The sequence below is a fragment of the Acinetobacter sp. YH12128 genome (assembly GCF_013418655.1).
GTDB lineage: Bacteria > Pseudomonadota > Gammaproteobacteria > Pseudomonadales > Moraxellaceae > Acinetobacter > Acinetobacter amyesii.
The window spans coordinates 1-17026 of sequence record NZ_VPBO01000021.1 but is presented as its reverse complement, the minus strand read 5'-3'; the positions used below and the strand labels follow the sequence as shown (position 1 = coordinate 17026).

14 protein-coding genes are annotated in these 17026 nt (G+C 40.9%); 8 read left to right on the top strand and 6 right to left on the bottom strand.

What is annotated here, in order from left to right:
- Positions 1-101: 101 nt before the first annotated feature.
- The 3 genes from FTU64_RS11895 to FTU64_RS11885 all read right to left on the bottom strand — a co-directional run bounded on the left by FTU64_RS11895 (position 102) and on the right by FTU64_RS11885 (position 4036).
- Positions 102-1565, bottom strand: coding sequence for an amino acid permease (locus FTU64_RS11895; protein WP_078192342.1), 1464 nt, complete (start codon positions 1563-1565; stop codon positions 102-104).
- Complete coding sequence (locus tag FTU64_RS11890; RefSeq protein WP_180055569.1) at positions 1565-2599, bottom strand: methyltransferase; 1035 nt, start codon at positions 2597-2599, stop codon at positions 1565-1567. Before FTU64_RS11890 ends, FTU64_RS11895 begins: the two co-directional genes overlap by 1 nt.
- 66 nt (positions 2600-2665) lie before the next feature.
- Entirely contained in the window at positions 2666-4036 is a 1371-nt protein-coding gene (locus FTU64_RS11885) for a uracil-xanthine permease family protein (RefSeq protein ID WP_078191151.1), read from the bottom strand.
- Positions 4037-4209: 173 nt separating this feature from the next.
- Between FTU64_RS11885 and typA the strand changes: the two genes are divergently transcribed.
- Positions 4210-6045: a translational GTPase TypA gene (typA, locus tag FTU64_RS11880; protein ID WP_180055567.1), complete on the top strand. Its 1836-nt coding sequence runs from the start codon at positions 4210-4212 to the stop codon at positions 6043-6045.
- Positions 6046-6335: 290 nt separating this feature from the next.
- Entirely contained in the window at positions 6336-6767 is a 432-nt protein-coding gene (mscL, locus tag FTU64_RS11875) for a large conductance mechanosensitive channel protein MscL (protein ID WP_078192339.1), read from the top strand.
- 113 nt (positions 6768-6880) lie between these two features.
- Here the strand turns inward: mscL and FTU64_RS11870 are convergent, their stop codons facing one another.
- Together FTU64_RS11870 and mutM are read right to left on the bottom strand one after the other, a co-directional pair.
- Complete coding sequence (locus tag FTU64_RS11870) at positions 6881-7165, bottom strand: peptidylprolyl isomerase (protein ID WP_086198859.1); 285 nt, start codon at positions 7163-7165, stop codon at positions 6881-6883.
- The gene (mutM, locus tag FTU64_RS11865; RefSeq protein WP_180059797.1) at positions 7162-8016 is read right to left on the bottom strand and encodes a bifunctional DNA-formamidopyrimidine glycosylase/DNA-(apurinic or apyrimidinic site) lyase; all 855 of its coding nucleotides are present in this window, start codon (positions 8014-8016) and stop codon (positions 7162-7164) included. The genes FTU64_RS11870 and mutM overlap by 4 nt, the downstream gene beginning before the upstream one ends.
- Positions 8017-8405: 389 nt before the next feature.
- On the opposite strand from mutM, the gene FTU64_RS11860 reads away from it, so the two are divergent.
- From FTU64_RS11860 to FTU64_RS11845, 4 genes are all read left to right on the top strand, one after another.
- A complete protein-coding gene (locus tag FTU64_RS11860; protein ID WP_180055565.1) occupies positions 8406-9668 on the top strand; it encodes a carbohydrate porin in 1263 nt (420 codons plus the stop codon).
- Positions 9669-9686: 18 nt separating this feature from the next.
- A complete protein-coding gene (locus FTU64_RS11855) occupies positions 9687-11855 on the top strand; it encodes a TonB-dependent receptor (protein WP_180055564.1) in 2169 nt (722 codons plus the stop codon).
- A gap of 12 nt (positions 11856-11867) precedes the next feature.
- Positions 11868-12983, top strand: a complete 1116-nt coding sequence (locus FTU64_RS11850; protein WP_180055563.1) for an NADH:flavin oxidoreductase/NADH oxidase — start codon at positions 11868-11870, stop codon at positions 12981-12983.
- 81 nt (positions 12984-13064) lie between these two features.
- Positions 13065-13994, top strand: coding sequence for an AEC family transporter (locus FTU64_RS11845; RefSeq protein WP_180055562.1), 930 nt, complete (start codon positions 13065-13067; stop codon positions 13992-13994).
- 72 nt (positions 13995-14066) lie between these two features.
- Here FTU64_RS11845 and FTU64_RS11840 read toward each other — a convergent pair whose 3' ends face one another.
- A complete protein-coding gene (locus FTU64_RS11840) occupies positions 14067-14873 on the bottom strand; it encodes a tetratricopeptide repeat protein (protein WP_180059796.1) in 807 nt (268 codons plus the stop codon).
- 249 nt (positions 14874-15122) lie between these two features.
- Here FTU64_RS11840 and FTU64_RS11835 point away from each other — a divergent pair, with 249 nt between their 5' ends.
- Positions 15123-15368 carry a hypothetical protein gene (locus tag FTU64_RS11835; protein ID WP_180059795.1) on the top strand — a complete coding sequence of 82 codons (246 nt, stop codon included), beginning with the start codon at positions 15123-15125 and terminating at the stop codon, positions 15366-15368.
- A gap of 208 nt (positions 15369-15576) precedes the next feature.
- Positions 15577-16758 (top strand): sorbosone dehydrogenase family protein, encoded by a 1182-nt coding sequence (locus FTU64_RS11830; protein WP_180059793.1) that lies wholly within the window; start codon positions 15577-15579, stop codon positions 16756-16758.
- Positions 16759-17026: the final 268 nt, after the last annotated feature.

Sequence of the window (17026 nt, the reverse complement as noted above, 5' to 3'; positions counted from 1 at the left end):
ATCACTCACGAAATATTTTGTTAAAGCGTGAATGTATTGAGATACAATTTTAGCCATAAAAAAAGCAGCTTAGGAGCTGCTTTTTTTATTCAGTGATCACATTATTCTTGATCAACTTTCATCGGTTTTACATCCATTTCTTGATATGAAACAAACTTAGTTTTGTGTTTCCACTTATAACCGAACCAAATGGCAAGGAATAAGAAAATACCAATATAGGTAGAAACAACGGCTAACCACTCACCATCTAAAACGGCTTGATAGTTCTGACCAAGGACCACGATGGCACACAAAATAAAGGCAAACCACGGTGCAAATGGGAAGAATTTTGCACGGTAAGCAAGATCTTCTAATTTATTGCCTTGAGCCAAGTAGCCTTTACGGAAGCGATAATGTGAAACTGCAATACCGAGCCACACAATAAAGCCACACATACCTGACATGTTCAGTAACCAGTTAAATACCGCTTGTTCACCGATAAAAGTGGTTAAGAAGCACAGTGCCGCAATCGCCGTTGTTGCATAAAGCGCATTCATCGGTACGCCACGTGCATCTAAGCGACCAAAGACTTTCGGCGCACTGCCTTTACGTGCCATATCAAACAGCATACGAGTAGAGGAGTACATACCAGAGTTACCCGCTGATAAAATCGCAGTCAAGATCACCGCATTCATCACCGATGCAGCAAAAGCAAAACCTGCTTTTTCATACAGTAAGGTAAATGGTGAAAGTGCAATATTTTCAGTAGATGCTGCTTGTAATAAACGTGGGTCATCATAGGCAATGAGAGTGCCGATAATAAAGATACACACGATATAAAACAACAAGATACGCCAGAAAATTTGCTTGATGGCAATAGGAATGGTCTTTTCAGGATCTTTCGATTCACCTGCAGCCACACCAACCATTTCAGTCCCTTGGAAAGAGAAACCGGCAATCATGGCCACACCAATCAAGGCAGATAAACCGCCGACAAATGGGGCTTCACCCTTGGTCCAGTTGGCAAATGTTTCTACGCCCGGTGTCAGCATGATTTTACCAATCATAAACAGGCCGATAATGATAAAGGCAACAATTGCGAGCACTTTAACAAGCGAGAAGAAGAATTCGGATTCACCGAAGCCTTTTACGGTCAGCGCATTAATGGCAAAGACGATTGCGAGGAAAATCGCACTCCAGTAAAAGCCCGGAATATCTGGAAACCAGAATTTCATAATGAATTGGACTGCAACCAATTCAAATGCCACGGTAATCGCCCAGTTATACCAATAGTTCCAACCCAAAGCGAAGCCGAAACCACCCTCGACATATTTGGTGCCGTAGGTAAAGAATGCACCCGAAGTTGGATTATGTGTTGCAAGCTCACCTAGACTGGTCATCAAGAAGTAAATCATGATACCAATTAAGCAGTATGCAAGCAGGGCGCCACCCGGGCCTGCATTGGCAATGGTTGCACCTGAGGCAAGGAATAAACCTGTACCAATTGATCCACCAATTGCAATCATGTTGAGATGGCGAGCACCCAACTTACGCTGAAGCTGAGCTGGTTTTTGAGTTTCGCTCATCATTGTTCCTTAAGATTTTTTTGCGTGCTCGCAAACAAGACTTTAAATCCTTGTTGGTCGGCTTTGATTGTACATTGACCATAATGCTGCTCAATTAAAGTCGGATAATTGAGGAATCGGTTGGCAACAATCCAAAGCTCACCCCCAGACTTCAAATGTCTGCGCGAAGTTTTGCATAGATTTTCACTGGCATTGTAGTCGGTTTGAATCCCTTGATGGAAGGGTGGATTGCTGACTACGGCATGTAAAAATAGTGGTGCATCCTCGATTCCTGTGACCGCTTTAATCTCAAGTTGTTCAGGTTCAAGCAAATTTTGTTCAAATGTCATTTGTGTAGAAGCCAGTGCAAAAGCATCTACATCCATGGCAAAGATACGATTTTTAGGATTCAGTTTGGCTAAATAAGCACTGATGACACCCGCACCACAGCCGAAATCAGCAATTTTGCCCGAAGTGACTTGTGATAAATAAGGCAATAAGGTAGCCGTACCCACATCTAAACGGTTCTGGCTAAATACGCCCGGCAGTGCGCAAATCGTAAGCTCACCATTTGGAGTCTCAACTGGATATTTTTGCACCCAATCTTGTAGTGGCTTGAGTGTTACAGTTTTTTCTAAGAGGGTTTGCCACATTTGACAGTGACGCGCACTATCAATTTTTAGGGTTTTACCAAAGGGTTGTAATTGTTTTGCTGCGCGTTCAACACCGCCTTTTTTCTCACCCACGAGGAAAATAGACGCACCTTGAGCAAGGTGACTTGCCACATTGTGTAATAAATAATTCAGCAGTTCTTTTGATTTAGGAACAAAAATAACCGCTTGATCAAACTGACCTTCAGGAAAATCGACACCAAAATGGACGTTTGACTGTTGATTTTGAAAGTACTGAAAATCATTAAAATTCCAGCACCAAATCGATGGCTTAATATTGTCATTCAATTGACTGAGTAAGTCATCTGTCGGTGCATTTACGAAAAGCACGCGATCTTGTAATAAATCGATCTGTCGTATAACGACTTCACTTGTGAGATCCATAGATTTCTCCATCATAAAAAACACTGCCTAGGGCGGAACCTAGGCAGTGTTCTTTGACAAATGAACTTACTTCTTCACTTCAGGAAGAACAATATTCAAAATAAGGGCAGCGATACCACCAGTGGCAACGCCTGAACTGAAGATATTACGGAACAATTCAGGAAGATGTTCAAGGATTTGTGGTACTTGTGCAACACCTAGACCCAATGCCAGTGAAATTGCAATGATTAATAGTGCGCGGCGGTCTAAATGAATGCCTGACAAGATATTAATACCCGAGGCAGCCACGGCACCAAACATCACCATCACAGCACCACCAAGCACGGCTTGTGGAACTGCCTGAATGACACCTGCTACAGCAGGAAGTAAGCCTAAAATAACCAATAGGGCAGCAATCCAAATGCCTACATAGCGGCTTGCAACACCTGTTAACTGAATGACACCGTTGTTTTGCGCGAAAACAGAACTTGGGAACGTGTTAAAGATACCGGCAAGGAATGAGTTTGCACCATTCACCAATACACCACCTTTAATACGCTTCATCCATTCAGGGCCATCTACAGCTTGATTTGAAAGCTTAGAAGTCGCGGTAATATCGCCAATCGCTTCCAAAGATGTCACAAGGTAGATAAATGCCATTGGAATAAACAAGCTCCAAGAGAAGCTTAAGCCAAAGTGCATCGGTGTTGGAATTTGAACCAGTGGCGCATCTTTTAAGCCATCAAAGTTTAAATGACCCATAAAGCCTGCAAGGATGTAACCCACGACTAAGGCAATTAGGATGGCAGAACTTTTTACCCATGTAATACGCACACGGTTCAATAAAATGATCAGTGCCAAAACGGTACATGACATGATGAGGTTGTCTGCATTGGCAAATGTTTTATCGCCCATAGCTTGATAACCACCACCCATGCTGATCAGGCCTTCTTTAATTAAAGTCAGACCGATCAAGAGCACCACAATACCTGTTACCAATGGGGTAATCAGTTTTTTCACCCACGGTAAGATCCGTGACACACCCATTTCAATGAATGAACCCGCGATCACCACACCAAAGATAGATGCCATGACTGCTTCTACAGGTGTGCCTGCCGCAACCATCGCAGAACCAATACCGATAATAGGACCAATAAAGTTAAAGCTGGTTCCTTGTACAATCAGGAGACCTGCACCAAATGGGCCGACTTTTTTACATTGTAAAAAAGTTGCGATACCAGAGATCACCAATGACATCGAAAGAATCATATTAGTGTCTTCTTTTGATACACCAAGTGCTAAACAGATCAGCAGACCCGGCGTCACAATCGGGACAATAATGGCCAATAAATGTTGGAACGCAGCGAGAAAAGCAATAAAAGGTTTTGGTCGATCATTCAATCCATAGACTAAATCGAGTTGATCTTTTGCTTCGGGAGATTGGTTTAAATCAGACATGCGGCACTGAAAATTAAGGCTAGGTGGCGCTATTCTAATCTGTTTACACAGCTTTACAAAACCAAAAGCGTACCAGTCGTCAAAAAAAATGCGATTGTCAATAAACTGTCACTACTAAAATCTATATTTTTTCTGTATAATTTGCCCTCAAACTTTAGGCGTATCGAATTCACATGTCAGATATTAAAACTCTCCGTAACATTGCCATCATCGCGCACGTCGACCATGGTAAAACTACTCTTGTAGACAAACTTTTACAGCAATCAGGTGCTCTTGGTGATCGTGCAGGCGAGATCGAACGTGTAATGGATTCAGGCGCGATTGAGTCTGAACGTGGTATTACCATTCTTGCAAAAAACACTGCAATCAAATGGTTAGACAAACGTACTGACACTGAATACCGTATTAACATCGTGGACACCCCGGGACACGCCGACTTCGGTGGTGAAGTTGAACGTGTAATGTCGATGGTTGACTGCGTACTTCTTCTTGTTGACTCTCAAGAAGGTCCAATGCCACAAACTCGTTTCGTAACGCAAAAAGCGTTCGCACGTGGTTTGAAACCAATCGTAATTATCAACAAAGTAGACAAGCCAAACGCGCGTCCTGACTGGGTAATTGACCAAGTATTTGACTTGTTTGACAACCTTGGTGGTACTGACGAACAGCTAGACTTCCCAGTTGTTTATGCTTCTGGTCTTCGCGGTGTAGCGGGTCCTTCTCCAGAAGAACTTGCTGAAGACATGACTCCATTGTTTGAAACAATTGTAGACATCGTTGAGCCACCAGCAGTTGACGTTGATGGTCCATTCCAAATGCAAGTGTCTTCACTTGACTATAACAGCTTCGTAGGTGTTATCGGTGTTGGTCGTATCCAACGTGGTTCAGTGAAATTAAACACTCCTGTAACTGTAATCGACAAAGACGGTAAAACACGTAACGGTCGTATCTTAAAAATCATGGGTTACCATGGTTTAGAGCGTATCGATGTTGAATCAGCTTCTGCTGGTGACATCGTTTGTGTAACGGGTATCGATGAACTTCATATCTCTGACACAATCTGTGATCCAAAAGCAGTTGAAGCTTTACCTGCACTTTCTGTAGACGAACCTACAGTATCGATGACTTTCCAAGTAAACAACTCACCGTTTGCTGGTAAAGAAGGTAAATTCGTAACTTCACGTAATATCCGTGAACGTCTAGATCGCGAATTGATTCACAACGTAGCATTACGTGTTGAAGATACTGACAGTCCTGACCGTTTCAAAGTATCTGGTCGTGGTGAGCTTCACCTTTCAGTTCTTATTGAAAACATGCGTCGTGAAGGCTTTGAAATGGGCGTATCACGTCCACAAGTAATCATCAAAGAAATTGATGGTGAAAAACAAGAGCCATACGAAAACGTAACGTTTGACGTTGAAGAGCAGCACCAAGGCGCTGTAATGGAACAAATGGGTCACCGTAAAGGTGAAATGACCAATATGGAAGTTGACGGTAAAGGCCGTATCCGTATTGAAGCAACAGTTCCTTCACGTGGTTTGATTGGTTTCCGTTCTGAATTCTTAACTATGACTTCAGGTACAGGTATCATGACTTCAAGCTTCTCGCACTACGGTCCTATGAAACAAGGTACTGTTGCGAAACGTCAAAATGGTGTGTTGATTTCTATGGTTCAAGGTACTTGCTTGGGCTATGCACTATTCAGCTTACAAGACCGTGGCCGTCTATTCGCTAAACCTCAGTTAGAAGTTTATGAAGGCATGATCGTTGGTATTAACTCACGTTCAGACGACATGACTGTTAACCCAACTAAAGCGAAACAGCTAACTAACGTACGTGCTTCTGGTACTGATGATGCGTTGACTCTTGTTCCGCACATTGAATTTACGCTTGAACAAGCGCTTGAATTTATTGAAGACGACGAATTAGTTGAAGTAACGCCTAAGTCAATCCGTATCCGTAAACGCTGGTTGACTGAAAACGAACGTAAACGTAACCGTAACGTTTAATTTTACAGTTTCAAAAAAACCGCTGACTTAGGTTAGCGGTTTTTTTATGCATGGGCGTTTTGAATAAAAATGCAAAAATTGAATGACTTTATTCATTTAATTCGACATGCATAATTTTGATAAATCCTTTTTAATAGAATGTATTACCAAAATCAAAAATGTTTTGTGTGAATTTTTATACATGGTATTTAGAATCTAATATAAACCAAGTAAATTAGGTGGAAATAGTTATACAGATATAATGTATACTTCGTCACAAAATTAAAGCTGAAAAAATTTCTGGAGATCACATGAGTATTATTCAAGAATTTAGAGAATTTGCCGTAAAAGGCAACGTGATGGACTTGGCTGTAGGTGTCATCATTGGTGGTGCTTTCGGTAAAATCATCGATTCCATGGTAAAAGACATTATCATGCCTTTTATTTCTTGGATCCTTGGTGGTGACGTTGATTATTCAAATTGGTTCTTAGTATTGGGCGATAATCCAAATAACCTCACCACGCTCAAAGCAGCACAGGATGCAGGCCTTAATGTGTTGGCTTACGGTAACTTCTTAACTATCTTAATCAACTTCTTGCTTTTGGCATGGGTCGTATTCTGGTTAGTGAAATTGATGAACAAATTGCGCCGTCAAAAAGTTGAAGAGCCAGCTCCAGAGGCGACTCCAGAAGATATCGAATTACTTCGTGAAATTCGTGATGAATTAAAACGTAAAGGTTAATCCTTTAGCATTTAAAATGGCACTTTGAAGTGCCGTTTTTTATTGAATCCCTTCCGACCTCCATTTTAAAAAGGGAGGAGAATTCCTTCTTTTCAAAGGGGGGATTTAGGAGATTAAAAATCCATCCGAAACTTAATTTCTAACAAATGCCAGCCAAACTGGCTTTTGATCGGGCCATGCAGTTCACGTTCGGGCAAAGTAAAAACTGCCTTATCAATTGGACCAACCAGTTGGCCTTTTTTAATGTCGCCAAGCTCACCGCCTTTTTTACCCGAAGGGCATGTCGAATGCTGCTTTGCAATTTTGGCAAAGTCCGCACCGCCTTTGATTTTCTTTTTCAGTTGCTCACATAGTTCTTTATCTTTAACTAATATGTGGCGAACAATCGCAGACTTCATGCGTTATTTCCTTTCACGGTTTTCTTACTCAGCATTTTAACCTTTTTTAAAGGCTGACACTCTGGGCAAAACACCGATGCACGTTGCCCTAGTTTGATATTTTGCAAGATGGTTTCACAGTTGATGCACATTTCACCGGCACGTCCGTAGGCGAGCAGAGTTTGTTGGAAATAACCATTTTCGCCCATCGCATTGGTGTAATCACGTAACGTCGAACCGCCTAAATCAATTGCCTGTTTTAAAATGCGTTTGATTTCGATGACCATTTTTTCAACTTGTTCAAAACTCAAACTTGATGCAGGCTGCGCAGGGTGTATGCCTAAGTTAAATAAGCTTTCCGTTGCATAGATATTGCCGACACCAACCACAATATGATTGTCCATGATCGACACTTTGATACCGGTCTGTTTATTTTTAAATTTTTGGAATAAGTATTCAGCATTAAACGCATCACTCAGCGGTTCAGGGCCAAGCGTGTCAATCAGTTTGCTTTGAGATGATGCATCTAACCATAAAATACAGCCAAAACGGCGCGGATCATGATAGCGTAATTGCATATCTTCAAAATGAATCACCAGATGATCATGCTTTCGTAATGCTTCATGACCTTCACAAATCCGAAAACTGCCAGACATGCCCAAATGCCATAGCATGCTGTCCTGTTCAAATTCAGCCAAAATATATTTTGATCGACGGCTGAGCTGAAGCAGCTTTTGTCCGACGAGTTTTTGAATGTCGTCAGGAATAGGCCAACGCAGGCTCGACTGAAAAACCTCAACTTTGAGAACCTTTTCATTCAATAATGGCAATAAACTGGTTTTAGTGGTTTCTACTTCTGGTAATTCAGGCATAAAGGTCGAAGCAATGGGTCATTCAAGTTATGCATACTATTGGGTCTAGCCCAACAGAATGCAAGTTTCATCGCGGTCTGAGGGGATGTTTGAACAGGCTATTGATTATTAATTGTGAGAATAGTAAACCAATAAGTCACAATAATGAGTTGGAATAATAGATTGGAAGTAGATAGTTTGAATTATTAAAATTATAAAATATTGAAAAATAATAACTAAAAATATTTCATAACAATAGATTTATTTAAAATCACTTATTGATAAATTAAAGTTTTGTGAATGATAAAAATAATGCTGAGATAGAACGTGAAAAATTATGTAATTTTTGTGACATTAGATTTTAAGCCATGTGGCTTGTCTAGAGACTCTCTCCAGATTTAGGTTTTACCATGAAAAAATACAGTCTAGCTTTTCTACCTGCATTTGTTGCAGCAGCCATGACACATGTTCACGCCGCAGAAGCATTCGACACTAAAGGTCAGTACATGCTCGGGGATTGGGATGGTAAACGTACCGAACTTGCACAACAAGGTGTGAAGTTTGAGGCCAATATTGCTGCTGATGCTGCCTATCTTGCCGATGGCGGTCGTAATCCGGGACATTCAGCAACGGTAGCCAGCCAATTGTGGTTAGGTACACAGCTTGATATGGAAAAACTCGCAGGTTGGGATGGCGTGACTGTGCGTGCTGTAATGACTGCTCGTCAAGGTCAAAGTACCTCAGTTCGTGATTTGCAAGGGGATGTTCCTCAATTGGCAAATGCACAAGCCAATTTTGGCCGTGGTAATCAGAAAACTCGCTTATCTGAACTGTCTATTGAAAAGCAATTTAAACAGCAAGGCTTAAGCATTAAAGCAGGCCGTTTAGGTCTAGGTATGGACTTTAACGTGATGGCGTGTGATTTTGCCAGCAATGCCTTTTGTGCTGCACAAATGGGTAAATGGCAAGGTTCTATGTGGATGAATACCCCAGTTTCACAATGGGGTGGACGTGTGAAATACCAAGCGACACCAGAACTTGCGGCACAAGTCGGTGTTTATGAATTTAACCCTGACAATGGTAATGCCAAAGCAGAAGGTCAAGGTTGGAGTCTAGATACAGATCATGCTGATGGCGTAACCATTCCCGTAGAATTGGTTTGGACACCAAAATCATTGGTCAATGGCTTACCGGGCAGCTACCGCTTTGGTGCGATGTACAACACTGCAGATAATGTAAAAAATCAAAAAGACATTATTTCGGGTGAAGCTGAAGATCGTACCTTTGGTGGTTGGGTAGCGATTGAGCAACAGTTAACGTCTACAGGTGAAGGCAAACGTGGCTTGCATAGCTTTGCTAATTTTACTTGGCATGATCGTGTCACCACAAAAGTTGATAACTCACAGCAGCTGGGTTTGAAATATATTGGATTGGCCGATCGTTTACCAAACGATATGGTTGGCTTGGGCGTGAACCGTGTGCATGTCAATGATCGACTTTCTGCTGAGAAATTTGATGCAAGCGCAGAATATAATGTCGAGTTGAACTATAGCCATAACCCTACGAAATGGTTGATGATTCGCCCAAGTTTACAATATGTGATTAACCCAGGCTCAACAAATCGGGTTGATGATGCTTTCCTAATTGGTTTAAGCTCTAAGGTAATATTCTAATGTCAAAATAGGTGCTCTATGCAAAGTAAATTTAACGTCACATCATTTAAGACACATTTACTTTGCCTGACGGCATGTATTAGTCAACAGTTGTATGCAGAAACAGGTTCTACGGAACCTGTTTTACTTCCTGAGATTACCATTGAAGCACCACGAACCAATACCACATGGTTAAAAACACCGGCATCGGTATACCGGGTACAGCAAGCTGAAAATAATAACAATACGGGTGTGAATCTGTCTGAAACCTTAAAAGGTGTGCCCGGACTACAACTGAATAACCGTGAAAACTATGCACAAGACTTGCAACTGTCTATGCGAGGCTTTGGCGCTCGTTCAACATTTGGTGTGCGTGGTATCCGTTTATATGTTGATGGAATCCCTGCGACCATGCCGGATGGTCAGGGACAGACGTCAAATATCGATATGAGTAGCTTAAATCATATCGAGGTATTGGGCGGGCCATTTTCCTCTTTATACGGTAATTCTTCGGGTGGGGCAATCTTAACAACAACCAAGCAAGGTACTGGAAAAGACTCTATCGAACTCGGCTATTCGGGCGGCAGTCATCATAAAAGTCGTGCTGATATTGTGCTGCAAGGTGGCTCAGAACGGGCCAATGAGCCTAGCTATGTTGTCAGTTCTTCTTATTTTGAAACTGATGGTTACCGTGATCATAGTGCTGCAAATAAGGTACTCAGCAATGCAAAACTGACTTGGGATCTGGATGATGGTTCCAAGGTTAATTGGATTGTGAATCATGTGGATATTAATGCCGATGATCCACAAGGGTTGAGTCAACAAGAATGGAAAGAAAATCCTAAGCAAGTTCAAGCAAATGTTTTGAAATATGATGTACGTAAAGAGATTCAACAAACACAAACAGGTTTAACTTGGACTAAACCAATCAATGATCGTCATGAAATTTATGTAATGGGTTATGTAGGACATCGTGAAGTCACTCAGTATCAAGGTATTCCAAATACTGTGCAAAGAAATCCCGAGCATGCAGGTGGGGTGATTGATTTTGATAGGGATTATTATGGAGCAAATTTCCGTTGGACAGGTAAGGATTTATTGCCAAATACACGTCTTAGCTTAGGCTTGGCTGTTGATCAAATGGATGAAGAACGACGTGGTTATGAAAATTTCAAAAGAACTTCTGTTAATACTTCTGCAACAGATTATGATTTTGGTCATAAGGGAAATTTACGCCGAGAAGAAAATAATACCCTTTGGAATATAGATCCTTATTTACAAGCTTCGTGGCAATTTTTACCTACAGTTCGATTAGACACTGGCTTGCGTTATAGCAATGTTCGTTATGAATCTAAAGATCGCTATTTAGCTAATGGTGATGATAGTGGTAAAAATAAGTATGATAAATTTTTACCATCAGCGGCATTATCTTGGGAAATTACTCATGATTTGACGAGTTATATCAGTTTTGCGAAAGGTTTTGAAACACCGACCTTTACAGAAAGTGCCTACCGTTTAGATCCAGTTGAACCGAGTCAAATCATCGGCGGAATAAATAATGATTTAGATCCATCTTCAAGTGATAACTATGAGTTAGGCTTTAAGGCGCAAAATGATTATGGTTTATTCACTTTGGCAGGTTTTTATATAAAAACGCATGATGATATTGTTTCATACCTGAGTGATGCAGGTCGCACAGTTTATAAAAATGCCGATCAAACATTGAGAAAAGGTATTGAGTTTTCTTGGCAACATAAGCTTTGGAACGATTTAACTGCACAAGCGAGTTATAGCTATATTGATGCAAAATTTGATTCTCCCTATTCAAATTCTGATGGTATAGCAATTGAAAAGGGTAATTACATCCCAGGTATTGCAAAGAACCAAGCTTATGCTGCGCTAGGATGGCAACCTGAAGCTGGTTTTAATGCGGGTGTTGAAGTGCGTTATATGGACAAGATTTATGCCAATGATGCTAATTCTGAAACAGCTCCAAGCTATAGCGTGACGTCTGTTAATGTTGGCTATTTGTGGAAAAACAATGATTGGAAAGTACGTAGCTATGCACGAATAGATAATCTTTTTGATGAAGACTATGTGGGTTCAGTTATCGTCAATACATCAGGATCACAAGGCGTCTATCGTTATTATGAGCCTGCTGATGGTTTGAATTGGAGTGCAGGATTAAGTGTGACCAAAGCCTTCTAAAAGGAGAGTAATGTGGCGTTGTTATTTCAACCAATTCAGTTTGGAACATTGGGGCTGAGTAATCGAATCGTGATTGCACCCATGTGTCAATATTCTGCCAATGAGCAAGGGGAGTTAAGCTATTGGCATGAACAACAATGGGCGAATTATGCCTTGTCAGGTGCCGGACTTTGTATCGTCGAGGCAACGGCTGTACAGGCAGAGGGACGCATTAGCTATGCAGACCTCGGTCTTTGGAATGATATGCAACGCGCACAGATGAAGGCACTATTGGCCAAGGTGAAATCACTTTCACCTATGCCATTTGCTATCCAACTGGCACATGCGGGTCGTAAGGCATCGACAGATAAACCATGGGCAGGACATGGACAATTACCCCCAGATCATCCTCAAGGATGGCAAACTGTTTCAGCAAGTGATTTGCCCTTTAATGCCACAGATCATGCCCCCCATGCTTTAAGCCGAGATGAAATCCAGCAGATCATTCAAGACTTTGCCGATTCAACAAAACGTGCAGTAGATGCGGGCTTTGACTTAATTGAGCTACATGCTGCACATGGTTATTTGCTGCATCAATTTATGTCACCATTGTCGAATCAACGTAGCGATGAATATGGTGGCAGTCTGGAAAATCGCATTCGGCTGACGCTTGAAGTGTTCCAAGCCATGAAAAATGCCGTTCCTGAAGATTATCCAATTGGGGTACGTATTTCCGCAACCGACTGGATGGAATATACTGAAGCACCGAGTTGGGATCTAGACTCGGCTGTTGGCTTGTCAAAAGCGCTTGCACAACTAGGCACAGCCTATATTCATGTCTCTAGTGGCGGCTTAGATGTTGCGCAAAAAATTCAATTACAAGCCAGTTATCAAGTGCCTTTTGCTGAAGCCATAAAGCAAGCCGTTCAGGTTCCCGTAATTGCTGTGGGTTTAATTACCGAAGCAATGCAAGCCGAAGGCATTTTACAATATGGCATGGCAGATGCGATTGGTCTTGCTCGTGCAATTCAATATGACCCGCGTTGGCCATGGCATGCCGCTGCTGAACTCGGTGAAAACCTAAAAATTTCTCCGCAGTACTTACGCTGTCAGCCGCATGCACAAAGAAGTCAATTTACGGCTTTCTAATTTTCAAAATTTATAGCGGTCCGATCTACACTCTCAGGTTGAGGGTGTGGATGGAAGAGTCTATTACACAGGATATTTCGTATGGTCTTTGAGGTGATTGGTCCAATCTTTTTTCTTTTGGCCTTGGGATATCTGTCGGTAAAATGCAGTTTATTGAGTAAAGAACAAGTTGGAACCATTGGCGCATTTGTGATTAAGATTGCACTGCCTGCTTTGTTTTTTCAGTCATTAGCTTCTAAAGATTTGCATCAAATTTGGTATCCCGGCTATTTCTTTGTTTATACCGGAGTCACATTTTTATTGTATGGCATGGCCTATTGGCTATTGTCGACACATTTTAAAAATAATATGTCGCAAACAGCGGTACTTTCATTAGGCGCTGGTATGTCAAATACAGGTTTAATTGGCACTGCAGTCCTAAGCTTATTGGTCGGTCAAAATGCGATGACCTATACCTCATTAATCGTCATCATTGAAAGTGTGCTGCTGATTCCAACGGTGCTGGTCCTTGCGCAATTAGGAAGTTCACAGCAAAAAGCCAATATTGGCGACATCATCAAAAATACCTTATTGACCCTGTTAAAAAATCCACTCTTTGCAGGGGTAATGCTAGGGATTGGTTTTGCAATTTTCCAAATCCGTTTGCCTCATCAAATCAATGATGTACTGGCGATGTTAGGTCAAACGGCTTCACCATTGGCGCTGTTTGCAATTGGTGGTGGGATTGTCGGTATGAGCTTAAAGTATGTGAATGCTCAGAGCTTCTATTTGGTGATTTCAAGCAACTTGGTGATGCCTTTACTGACTTATTTAGGCTTACGTTATTTGACCGATGTCAGCCAAGAGATGTTATATGCAGGGACGATTATTGCCGCATTACCGATGCCGACGATTTTTGCCATGCTTGGACAAGTTTATGGCTTAAATGAAAAGACCTTAACGCCTTTGTTGATGAGTACTATCTTGGGCTTTGTCGTAACAGGTGTATTAATCAGTCTGTGGTGGGCGTGATTTTGATCAGCTCAAGATTTGCTTAAACCCATGAAAAAGCCCTGCATGTGCAGGGCTTTTTTTAATGCTCAATTAACTCTTTTTCGCATTGGCTTTAGGTGCTTTGGCTTGTTCAGCAATCATTTTATCCACGGTTGCCAAAGATTCTTTGGCTTGTGGAATATTTTCTTTGGCTAATGCACTGAATATTTTTTTAGCTTCAGGCAAATTTTGCGGGATGATATTGCCATTTACAAACATATTGCCCACCGCCATCAATGCAGGGACATAGCCTTTTTTTACTAACTCTTGAATGCTATTTAGACCTTGCTGAATAGGCTTTTCATTTTTAGCTTTAAAGCCCGCACTGATGTCATAAAGTGCTTTGGCATGAATCGCAGGGTAGTTGCCTTTTTTAATCAGCGGATCAAGTTTGCTGAGTGCCAATTTATCTGACTCAGGTTTATTTTCTGCAAAAAGTAAAATGGCATAGTCGATGGAGGCATCGTCAAAACCTGCCGAAGATGCGCGTTCTAAATATTGTTTGGCCTTATTGGTGTCTTGTTTTAAGCCCAGTGTGCCCGTTGCATAATTTTTACCTAAAACATAGTTAGCAACAGGGTAGCCTTTGGCTGCAGCCTGTTCATAGAGTTGGATGGCTTTTTTCTCATCCTTCGCTACGCCTTGACCTGTTTGAGTAAGATAGCCCAAATTATAAATGGCCTGAGCATTACCTTTTGCTGCAAGCTTGCTCAGTGTTTGGTAGGCGCCATTCATATCTTTGGCCTTGACCATGGCTTCCACTTTAGCAAATTCAGGATCGACGGCATCTGTTTTAGTTTCAGCAAAAGCGAATTGAGTGCTCATTGCCAAAATGCTTGCAAGTAGGATTTTTTTCATCTTAAAACCTTTTGTAAATCATGCACATAATTCCGTTTATGTGTTTTGGTGGTTATTTTTGTCGGTTTTTACATCATAGGTAGATTTACGTAAATGTAAAGTGAGGAATTGTGATTTAAAGCGTTTTTATAAAATAATGTTGATTGCCCTTAGCGCTTTAAATGCCATGACTTTATTGCATCAAAAGCCTTTGCAAAAAAGCAGGACTCTGATTTAATCGCGCATTGTTATTTTCTCAGAGGCAGCGCGATGTTTATTAAAGGCATTAAACGCAATTACGATAAAATCAATGCAGATGAATCGATTGCAGATGAAGATAAAATTGATGCGCTTTTGATGAAACTGGGTGCAGAGTTTTTAGTCAGTAAAGAGGATCGGGTTTATATTTTCAAAAAAGGCGATTTAGAAGCTAAATTTGATGCCAAATATGCGCGCGCCTATCATTTTAAAGAATATGTATGCAAAGACATGAATAAGTTGTTTCATGGATTTTGATTAAAATCATGATTTAAAAACGAAGACGTGAGGGGGAATAAAGTTCCTCCTTATTTTTGACTGTTGTGTGCTGCACCAGCATATGTGATTTAAAAAAACCTTTCTTTTCAAAAGTATAATGTTTTCTAAAAATATAAATTGAATAAAATAGATACAAGGCATCTATGATGAATACAGATATACATGATTCATTGAGATGTATTTAAATATGATAAAAATAAGCGCCATCTTGATCCTTGGTTTCGTCTGTTCAATGACCAGTTGGGCTCAACAACCCAAGCTTGTACCTCATCCAATCCATTTAAAAAATGGCAAGCAGTTTTCATTAAATTTGCCTGCAAATTTCGAGATCATTCCTGCTGCTGAAGGTCTCAAACGGGTACGCTTTTTTGCGCAAGCGCCTGATCGCAGAATGTTTGTCACGGATATGTATGATCTAACAGATAATAAAAAAGGTACTGTCTATATATTGGATGATTGGAATGCTGACACAGGTAAATTTGGCAAAATCATTCCTTATCTGACCGGTTTGAGAAATCCAAATTCAGTTCAGTTTTATACCGATGCTCAAGGACAGGATTGGCTTTATTTGGCAGAAACGCACCAACTGACACGGCAAAAATTCAACAGAGGTGAAACTCAGCCTTCGGGTAAGGCTGAGGTTTTAGCGACATTTCCAGATTATGGTTTGAGTTATAAATACGGCGGTTGGCATCTGACGCGGACGATTGCTATTGGTGGGAATGGAAAAGTTTATGTGTCGGTTGGTTCGAGTTGTAACGCCTGTGTAGAAAAAGAAAAAGTGCGAGCCTCAGTCATCGAGATGAATCCTGATGGTTCAGAGCAACGGATGTATGCGACAGGTTTGCGTAATGCTGTTGGGCTAAAATGGATCGGTAGATTTCTATTTGCAACTAATCAAGGTTCTGATCATTTGGGAAATAAAAAGCCAGATGAAACTTTTTATGCGTTAAAGCATGATACCGATTATGGCTGGCCCGCATGTTATTCATGGCAGGGCAAAGTCTTGGCGGATGCTAAATTTAAACGTGCATCAGGCTGTAAAAATGTTCCATCGCCCTATGCTTATTTTTCTTCACATTCCTCTGCATTGGGTTTTGATTATTTTGATGATCCAAACACGGACGATACGATTAAAAATGCTTTTTTAGTGGCTTTGCATGGTTCTACCGACGCAGCCATTGGTCATGGCTATCAAATTACAATTATGCGCAAAGGACAAAAGCTAGAAACCTTTATGGATGGTTTTTTAGTCGGTAAAACGGTGTATGGGCGACCCGCAGATATTTATAAGATCGATGGAAAATCATTTTATTTTTCAGATGATCGGGCAGGGGTGATTTATTATGTGAGGGAAAAAAATGAGTGATTAAAAAGCCAAAATTTTTAGGCTTTGGCTGTGGGTTTGATGTTATAAAATATGATCATTAATGAGAGATGTTTCTAACTCTTCTATTTCTATGTTTGCTGTAGAGTTTCTTTTAAAATTTTTCTAAAACGTAAGAACATAAGATCTCTTTCATAAATCAAAAAACGATCTTCTTTTTGGTTAATATTTGCACTCCGGATTTCTTAGCATTCGTGCATAATCTGCGGATGAAATACATCGATTCAAACAAGCTTTCTGATCCTCAGTT